8 protein-coding genes and 2 tRNA genes are annotated in these 8,933 nt (G+C 44.0%); 4 read left to right on the top strand and 6 right to left on the bottom strand.

Going from position 1 to position 8,933, the window contains the following annotated elements:
* Positions 1 to 43 precede the first annotated feature (43 nt).
* The 5 genes from AB4507_RS22520 to uvrY all read right to left on the bottom strand — a co-directional run bounded on the left by AB4507_RS22520 (position 44) and on the right by uvrY (position 3,592).
* Positions 44 to 119, bottom strand: a tRNA-Gly gene (locus AB4507_RS22520).
* A gap of 36 nt (positions 120 to 155) precedes the next feature.
* Positions 156 to 229 (bottom strand) — tRNA-Cys (locus AB4507_RS22515).
* Between the two features lie 266 nt (positions 230 to 495).
* Positions 496 to 1,053 (bottom strand): CDP-diacylglycerol--glycerol-3-phosphate 3-phosphatidyltransferase, encoded by a 558-nt coding sequence (gene pgsA, locus AB4507_RS22510; RefSeq protein WP_017061490.1) that lies wholly within the window; start codon positions 1,051 to 1,053, stop codon positions 496 to 498.
* A gap of 46 nt (positions 1,054 to 1,099) precedes the next feature.
* A complete protein-coding gene (gene uvrC, locus AB4507_RS22505; protein WP_372183443.1) occupies positions 1,100 to 2,932 on the bottom strand; it encodes an excinuclease ABC subunit UvrC in 1,833 nt (610 codons plus the stop codon).
* 15 nt (positions 2,933 to 2,947) lie between these two features.
* Positions 2,948 to 3,592: a UvrY/SirA/GacA family response regulator transcription factor gene (gene uvrY, locus AB4507_RS22500; RefSeq protein WP_004729778.1), complete on the bottom strand. Its 645-nt coding sequence runs from the start codon at positions 3,590 to 3,592 to the stop codon at positions 2,948 to 2,950.
* A gap of 426 nt (positions 3,593 to 4,018) precedes the next feature.
* On the opposite strand from uvrY, the gene AB4507_RS22495 reads away from it, so the two are divergent.
* A complete protein-coding gene (locus tag AB4507_RS22495) occupies positions 4,019 to 6,382 on the top strand; it encodes a DNA polymerase II (protein WP_372148946.1) in 2,364 nt (787 codons plus the stop codon).
* 86 nt (positions 6,383 to 6,468) lie between these two features.
* Here the strand turns inward: AB4507_RS22495 and AB4507_RS22490 are convergent, their stop codons facing one another.
* Positions 6,469 to 7,236 carry a nucleotidyltransferase domain-containing protein gene (locus tag AB4507_RS22490; RefSeq protein WP_372148949.1) on the bottom strand — a complete coding sequence of 256 codons (768 nt, stop codon included), beginning with the start codon at positions 7,234 to 7,236 and terminating at the stop codon, positions 6,469 to 6,471.
* 137 nt (positions 7,237 to 7,373) lie between these two features.
* Between AB4507_RS22490 and yeiP the strand changes: the two genes are divergently transcribed.
* From yeiP to AB4507_RS22475, 3 genes are all read left to right on the top strand, one after another.
* Positions 7,374 to 7,943, top strand: coding sequence for an elongation factor P-like protein YeiP (yeiP, locus tag AB4507_RS22485; RefSeq protein ID WP_017055115.1), 570 nt, complete (start codon positions 7,374 to 7,376; stop codon positions 7,941 to 7,943).
* A 10-nt stretch (positions 7,944 to 7,953) separates the two neighbouring features.
* Complete coding sequence (locus tag AB4507_RS22480) at positions 7,954 to 8,283, top strand: HI1450 family dsDNA-mimic protein (protein WP_372183440.1); 330 nt, start codon at positions 7,954 to 7,956, stop codon at positions 8,281 to 8,283.
* Between the two features lie 147 nt (positions 8,284 to 8,430).
* Positions 8,431 to 8,913: an RNA methyltransferase gene (locus AB4507_RS22475; RefSeq protein ID WP_017061495.1), complete on the top strand. Its 483-nt coding sequence runs from the start codon at positions 8,431 to 8,433 to the stop codon at positions 8,911 to 8,913.
* The last annotated feature ends 20 nt before the right edge of the window (positions 8,914 to 8,933 follow it).

Below are 8,933 nucleotides of genomic sequence, written 5' to 3'. Positions count from 1 at the left end.
AAAACACCATCTTAATGTCAAAATGAATCAACATTACAAAATTTGGAGCGATACATCGGGTTCGAACCGATGACCTCAACCTTGGCAAGGTTGCGCTCTACCAACTGAGCTAGTATCGCATTTTCATTCAAATTCTTTCTAGAAGAAAGAGAGAATGGAGGCGCCTCCCGGAGTCGAACCGAGGTCCACGGATTTGCAATCCGCTGCATAGCCACTCTGCCAAGGCGCCTTAGTAACTCCAATCGAATCGCTCATTGCCATCGTCTTGGGTACGGGATGCATTCTACGGATTCAGACGATTGAGTCAATATTATTTTTGTATTTTTAATTCGTTTGAATAGATTTCATACGAAACAGGCCAAATAGCTGACTTTATGTTCAAAACACACTGTGAGCGGGTTATTCAAAGGAGATCTATATCACATTAGATATCCACTATTGATAACTTAACCTTAGGTTAAAGATCAAAAAAGCGAGCCTCAGCTCGCTTCTTCATCAATGATGTTTTTCGTCTAACAAATCGTCTTTGGCAGCCATCAAGTATTGTGCCATTGACCAGTAAGTAAGAACGGTGGCGACATACAGTGCAATGTAACCTACCCACACCATCCAATCGTCATAGCGCCAGATAAGTACCCAAAGGGCGAACATCTGAGAAACCGTTTTGACTTTACCAACCCAAGATACCGCAACACTTGCGCGTTTACCGATTTCAGCCATCCATTCACGAAGCGCTGAAATGATGATCTCACGAGCAATCATGGTCACGGCTGGAATAGTTATCCAAATAGAGTGGTAATGCTCTGTAATCAGGATAAGAGCCGTAGCGACCAACACTTTGTCAGCCACAGGGTCAATGAAGGCACCGAAGCGAGACGTTTGCCCTAACTTACGAGCTAGCATGCCATCTAGCCAATCAGTGAAACCGGCTACCCAAAACACCATCGCAGCAGCGAAAGGAGCCCATTGATAAGGTAGATAGAAAACGACAACGAATACTGGGATCAAAAATAGTCTCAGTAAGGACAAAATGTTAGGTATATTCAAACGCATATTATTGGGCTCTTATTAATTGCGCTTTAATGGTGCGGGATTTTTACTATTGTTTCAATGCTTGATAAATGTTTTCTGCCAAAGAATGACTAATGCCCGGCACTTTGGCTATTTCTTCGACAGTTGCACGCTTAAGTTCTTGTAAGCCACCCATATATTTCAGCAAAGCTTGACGACGTTTAGGTCCTACCCCTTCAATTCCTTCCAAAGCACTGGTTCTGCGCGTTTTACCACGTTTCGCCCTGTGCCCTGCAATCGCATGATTATGGCTCTCATCACGAATGTGCTGGATAAGATGCAGCGCTGGTGCATCGCTAGGTAAATTAAACTCTTCACCTTCAAGGGTTACCAAAGTTTCTAAACCCGGTTTACGCGTCACGCCTTTCGCAATACCCATCATTCTTGGTCTAAACGGCCAATCACCCCAATATTGAGAAATGATCTCATGAGCGCGGTTTAGCTGACCTTTACCACCATCGATAAAGATGATGTCTGGGATCTTGTCGACATCGAGTTGCTTCGAATAACGTCTCTCAAGCGCCTGAGCCATCGCTGCATAATCATCGCCACCTGTAATGCCGGTGATGTTGTAACGACGGTACTCTGGTTTAACCGGGCCTTCTTGATTGAACACCACACACGACGCAATCGTGCTTTCACCCATGGTATGACTGATATCAAAACATTCCATGCGCTTGATAGCATCCATCGACAGCACTTCTTGGAGCTCTTTGAAGCGCTGATTAATCGTCATCTTGTGATTAATCTTGGTGGTAATAGCCGTCAATGCATTGGTATTAGACAATTTAAGGTAACGACCTCGAGTACCTGAAGGGTTGGTATTGAAGTGAATCTTACGACCCGCTACTTCACACAAGGCTTCTTGAATCGGTGTGACATCTTCCATCAAATCGGCATTGAGAATCAAACGGGTTGGGATGGTTCTCGCTTCACTATGCGCAAGATAGTATTGGCTTAAAAAGCTCGAAAAGACCTCTTCTCGCACCGTATTGTTGGGAACTTTAGGGAAATGGCTTCTACTGCCTAAAACCTTGCCTTGGCGAATCATCAAGATATGAATACACGCTACGCCATTCTCTTGAGCAAATCCCAACACGTCCATATCTTCCATTGAATCGTCAGATACGTATTGTTGTTCTTGCACACGTCGAATCGCTTGGATTTGATCACGGAAAGCGGCAGCTTGTTCAAAACGAAGCTCACGGCTTGCCTTGTCCATTTTGTCGATGAGCGTCTCAAGGACTAATTTGTCTTTCCCTTGCAGGAACAGACGAACGTAGTCGATAAGTTCACTGTACTCTTCATCAGAGATGATTGAGCTAACACATGGCGCAGCACAACGACCAATCTGATACATCAAACACGGGCGCGTTCTATTGGCATAAACCGTATCTTCACACTGGCGGGCAGGGAAAATCTTTTGGATTAGGTGTAGCGTCTCACGCACAGCGCCGGAATCAGGGTAAGGACCAAAGTATTCGCCCTTTTTCTTCTTAGCACCACGGTGCATCGACAAACGAGGATGCTTGTGACCGCTAATAAAAATATAAGGGTACGACTTATCATCACGCAAAAGTACGTTGTATTTAGGCAAGTACTGCTTGATGTAGTTGTGCTCAAGAATGAGCGCTTCTGTTTCCGTGTGCGTTACAGTGACATCGATCTTGTCAATATTACTAACTAGAGCGCGTGTTTTTTCACTGTCGACTTTTTTACGGAAATAACTGGAAAGGCGTTTTTTGAGGTTCTTAGCTTTACCGACGTAAATAACGGCAGCCTCGGCGTTATACATTCGATAAACGCCGGGCTGCTCTGTTACTGTCTTGAGGAATGAGACTGAGTCAAACAAGTTGGTCACTATACGATCTCAGTGTTAAAGGGTCTCAGTGTCTAACATTCCATGTCTAATCGCTAAATGCGTCAGCTCTACATCGCCACTGATATCCAGCTTACTGAACAAGCGGTAGCGGTAACTGTTGACTGTTTTAGGACTTAGATTGAGTTGTTCTGAAATATCCGTCACTTTCTGACCTTTGGTAATCATCATCATGATTTGAAGTTCACGTTCAGATAAGTCTGCGAATGGATTTTCAGACGCAGGCGAGAATTGGCTCAAAGCCATCTGCTGCGCAATTTCTGGTGAAATGTATCGTTGGCCACTATTAACCACTCGAATTGCATTTACCATTTCATCCGGACCTGCCCCTTTAGTAAGGTAACCAGCAGCTCCAGCTTGCATCACTTTAGTTGGAAACGGATTTTCCGTATGAACAGTTAAAACGATGATTTTAACATCAGGGTTGAAACGCAAGATCTTCTTGGTTGCTTCTAAGCCACCAATACCAGGCATATTCATATCCATCAAAATAACGTCAGTATTGTTAGTACGACACCATTTTGCAGCATCTTCACCGCTTTCAGCTTCCCCTGCTACGTTCATTCCACGGACGTCTTCAATAATACGTCGTATCCCTGTGCGAACCAGCTCGTGATCATCTACAAGGAAAACATTTATCAAACTTGTATCTCCACACTATTAATTGGCTCTGCAACCACTGTGTCATTTCATCTGTTTGAAACAATTGAACAAAGGAACAGTGGATCGCAGCATTGAGTACATCTTAACTTAATTACTAAAAAAAAGCTCTGTTGAATATGTGCTGAAACACGAACTTTAGCAAGTACTTATTAACAAATAAGCTAACTAAAACAACAAGCTTTTTCTAAAAATCAACCAGTTAAAACAACACCCAATAAAATTACATAAGATAAAGATATTTTCAATACCATTGAATAACCATTCGCGACAATTTCACTTATTTGCTTATAGAGTCCCGTTATTTGCCTCTACTAACTAGAATTTAGTTAGTATTTTTACTGCCTTTTGTGCGCAGAGGGTCGCTAGATGGTAGTATTCGATTCCCCATTTCAATAGGTTACTACATTGGATATTCAGCAAGGCTTTGTACTCACAAGACAAGCAAGAGATTTTTCAGGGCGCACACAAATCGACTTGTGGTTAAGCACCCCTCAAGGCCCTACTCTGCTGACGATTCAAAATGAAAAACCGGTATTTTTTGTCGCTCAATCTGACGTTGAGGCATGTCAGGCAATCGCAGCGAAAGAGTCGATCGATTGCCAATTTAAGCCTCTAGAATTAGCCACATTCGAGCAAACACCTCTCGCCGCGTGTTACACCTCACTGTCGAGAAGCAGCTTTGGTTTAGCGCAAGCCTTTCACAACGAAGAAATCCAAACCTTTGAAAGCGATATTCGACTCGCCGATCGATTCTTGATGGAACGTTTTATCAAGGGAAGTATTGAGTTCACCGGATCTGCTGTGCAAAAAAATCAGCATCGTCGAGTCTCAAACGCAAAATGCCGAGCAGGTGATTACTTACCCAGTCTATCTGTGGTCTCGCTTGATATTGAGTGTTCGGAAAAAGGCGTGCTTTATTCAATTGGCCTAGACAGCCCGATGGACAGCCAAGTAATCATGGTCGGTGAAGCACAACAAGCTGAAACCAATATCCAATGGGTTGCCAACGAGAAAGCGCTACTTGAAGCCATGATAGCTTGGTTCTCTGAATTTGATCCTGACATCATCATTGGCTGGAATGTTATCGACTTCGATTTTAGGCTGCTGCACAAACGTTCAGAATGGAACGAAGTGAAGCTCAACATCGGCAGAGACAACCAACCGAGCTTTTTCCGCAGTTCTGCTCAAAATCAGCAAGGTTTTATCACGATTCCGGGACGCGTTGTCTTGGATGGTATTGATATGCTCAAGACAGCGACCTACCACTTCCGTTCTTGGTCTCTTGAGTCGGTATCGCAAGAGCTGCTTGGGGAAGGCAAAGACATCCATAACGTTCATGACCGTATGGATGAGATAAACCGAATGTTTAAGTTCGATAAACCCTCACTCGCTAAGTACAACCTTCAAGACTGCGTACTGGTAAACAGCATCTTCGAGCACACTCACCTACTCGACTTCGCGATTGAGCGCTCTCGATTAACCGGTGTTGAGCTGGATCGCGTTGGTGGCTCTGTTGCGGCCTTTACTAACTTATATCTGCCTCAAATCCACAGAGCGGGTTATGTCGCACCGAACTTAGAGCCAGAGAATTGGATTGCGAGCCCCGGCGGTTATGTGATGGATTCAATTCCCAATCTTTACGACTCGGTTTTGGTACTCGATTTTAAGAGCCTGTATCCATCGATCATTCGCTCGTTTCTGATTGACCCTATGGGACTAATTGAAGGGTTGAAGCTTGAACTAGGCCCAGCAGAAAACCAAGCCGTTGATGGCTTTCGAGGTGGGCAATTCCACCGCTCTAAACACTTCTTGCCCGAGATGATCGAAAACCTTTGGGCTGCACGTGATGTGGCGAAGAAGAACAACGAGAAAGCGTTCTCTCAGGCGATTAAGATCATCATGAACTCATTCTATGGTGTGTTAGGTTCGTCTGGTTGTCGTTTCTTCGATACCCGGTTAGCGTCTTCAATTACCATGCGTGGACATGAGATCATGAAGCAAACCAAGGTTCTGATCGAAGACAAAGGCTATCAAGTGATTTACGGCGATACCGATTCAACCTTCGTGTCTCTGAACGGCAGTTATGATCAGCAAAAAGCAGACGAGATCGGGAACACACTGGTCGCTTACATCAACGATTGGTGGACGAATCACTTAAAAGAGACCCACAACCTAACCTCAATACTCGAATTGGAATACGAGACTCACTATCGCAAGTTTCTAATGCCGACCATTAGAGGTTCAGAAACCGGTTCGAAGAAACGTTATGCCGGATTAATCACTCAAGGCGATAAAGAAAAGATCATATTTAAAGGGCTTGAGAGTGCACGCACCGATTGGACACCTCTCGCACAGCAATTCCAACAAACCTTGTATGAGATGGTGTTTCACGATCAAGATCCAACCGACTACGTCAGACAGTTTGTTGATGAAACCTCTGCTGGCAAACATGATGATTTATTGGTGTATCAAAAGCGCTTACGCCGCAAATTACATGAATACCAAAAGAACATTCCACCACAAGTTCGAGCAGCTAGAATGGCAGATGAGGTCAATGCAAAACTAGGGCGCCCACTTCAATACCAAAATAAAGGACGTATTGAATACTTAATTACCTTGAATGGCCCAGAGCCTAAAGAGTATTTGAAGAGTGCTATCGATTATCAGCATTATATCGATAAGCAGATTAAGCCGGTGGCTGAAGCGATTTTGCCTTTTATTGGATTAGATTTTGAGAGAGTTAGCGGGCAGCAATTAGGTTTATTCTAAGATTCTTGTCTGAGTTTAATCAGAACAAAAAAAGCAGAGGAGTGTTCAATTCGCTCTGCTTTTTTGTATCTGTAGAGTATGAAGATCTACCCTATTCGAAATTCAGTTTTCTGATACTGCTTAACCAGCCATTCCCCAAACCCATCCAGAATGCCTATCACTGAACGTTTCGGAATCGGTCGACCTGAAAGTAAAATACCCAACCTTTGAATTTCGACTTCTCGATCTGGGTGATACTTCAAGAACTGTTGGCCACATTCAACAGGATCATCGTACCAATATTTATCGCGGTACATCACCAGTGAGTAACTCGCCCGTAGAAGCTTCTTGGCAATAATCACCTGCGCAGCGACTTGTTGTTCTGGCGTTGTCGCTCGTGCGATCTTGTTGCGATACACCGCCAACCAGTTTTCCGCATCCATATTCCAGTGCTTAGCGATTTCCCAACTTGTTTCAAAATCACCATAGCAGTCTGATAAGTCTTCACCATGCACACACACGGCTAAATGCTTGAGCATAAAACCCCAAGTGAAGATATTGTCGAAATCGACTATCTCACTCACTAAGGTAGTTTTTATCGCCACTTGAGTTACCTGCGGGAAGCTCTTTTGGAAACGCCATTTGATGGTGTTCAACAAAGTGGTTCGTTGGTCAGGAAACGGTCGATGGGTCACCACAACCACATCTAGATTGGAGCGACCGAAGACGGCTTGCTTACGAGCCACACTGCCATAAATATAAATACTGTGCAGATTAGATCCTAACCCACCTTTTAGAAAGGTAATCAGATCGTTAACCACAGGTTGAAATTCAGGTTGAAAAGGCTGTGTTGGGTCAATAACGGGTAGCTGCATAGGTCGTTTCGGTAAATAAAATAATGATTTAACTATAACTCTATGATCGCCTAGGTGACTTTATGATTCAAGCTATTCCTATTTATAGCATCTCCGAGATATAATCAGCGGATAGACCCACTAAGGACAAACACAAAATGCCTAGAGCAAGTGAAATTAAAAAAGGTTTTGCTATCACAGTAGAAAGCAAAACAGTGATCGTTAAAGATATCGAAGTAACAACACCAGGCGGCCGTGGCGGCCAAAAGATTTACCGCTTCCGTGGTAACGATGTAGCAACTGGCGTTAAAACTGAAGTTCGCCACAAGGCTGACGAAATTGTTGAAACTATTGACGTAACTAAGCGTGCAGTAATGTTCTCTTACGTTGATGGCAACGAGTACATCTTCATGGACAACGAAGATTACACACAATTCATCTTCAACGGTGAGACTATCGAAGACGAACTACTGTTCATCAACGAAGAAACTCAAGGCATGTACGCGATCCTTATCGACGGCAACGCTGCAACGCTTGAGCTACCAACATCTGTTGAACTAGTTATCGAAGAGACTGATCCTTCAATCAAAGGTGCATCAGCGTCTGCTCGTACTAAGCCTGCTCGTCTTTCTACAGGTCTTACTATTCAAGTACCTGAATACATCGCGACTGGCGACAAAGTAGTAGTAAACACTGCTGAACGTAAATACATGAACCGCGCAAGCTAAGATACTTATTATGACCGAAGCTAACGACCTAATGTCTTATGACGACGCAATTGACACTGCATACGACATCTTCCTAGAGATGGCACCTGACAACCTAGAGCCTGCAGACGTGATTCTTTTCACTGCTCAGTTTGAAGATCGTGGCGCAGCAGAGCTTGTTGAAACTGGCGATGATTGGGTTGAACATGTTGGCTTTGAAGTCAACAAAGAGATCTACGCTGAAGTGCGCATTGGTCTTGTGAATGAAGCTGATGACGTTCTAGACGACGTATTTGCTCGCATGTTAATCAGCCGTGATCCAGAACATAAGTTCTGTCACATGCTGTGGAAACGCGACTAATACCGCTGTTGACGCTCATCTGCATGAGTAAACAAGTATTCATGTAAGCGAGTTAAAAGTTAGCCGAGCCCATTGCTCGGCTATTTTTATCACGCTATTTTCCATCGTGATTCATCACTTTCATCATCAACGTTAGATTCACTGATTATGACCAAAGCAAAAACAGACACACAATCAAAAGGCTATGCCTGCATTGGCCTAGTTAACCCAAAGACGCCAGAAAACGTAGGCTCAGTGATGCGAGCAGCTGGCTGCTACGGCGCCAACTCTGTGTTTTACACTGGCACACGCTACGACCATGCGCGAAAATTCCATACCGATACCAAAGAAAAGCACTTAGCCCTGCCTTTGATTGGTGTTGAAGAGCTGAAAGATATTATTCCAGTAGGCTGCGTGCCGGTTGCTGTTGATCTGATTGAAGGTGCTAAGCCTCTACCTGATTACAAGCACCCACCACGTGCGTTTTACATTTTTGGCCCAGAAGATGGCACGCTAAAGAAAGAAATCACAGATTTCTGTCGTGAGACGATTTACGTTCCGACCAACGGCTGTATGAATCTAGCGGCATCAGTGAATGTTGTGCTTTACGACCGACTGGCGAAAGGCGATAACTTTTCGAATCATAAGTAAAAGATACGAGATACGAGATA

This window comes from Vibrio sp. 10N.222.54.A3 (assembly GCF_041474095.1).
In the GTDB taxonomy this organism is placed as follows: Bacteria; Pseudomonadota; Gammaproteobacteria; order Enterobacterales; family Vibrionaceae; genus Vibrio; species Vibrio crassostreae_C.
Note: the sequence above shows the minus strand (reverse complement) of the source record. Positions and strands in the feature narration are given on the sequence as shown.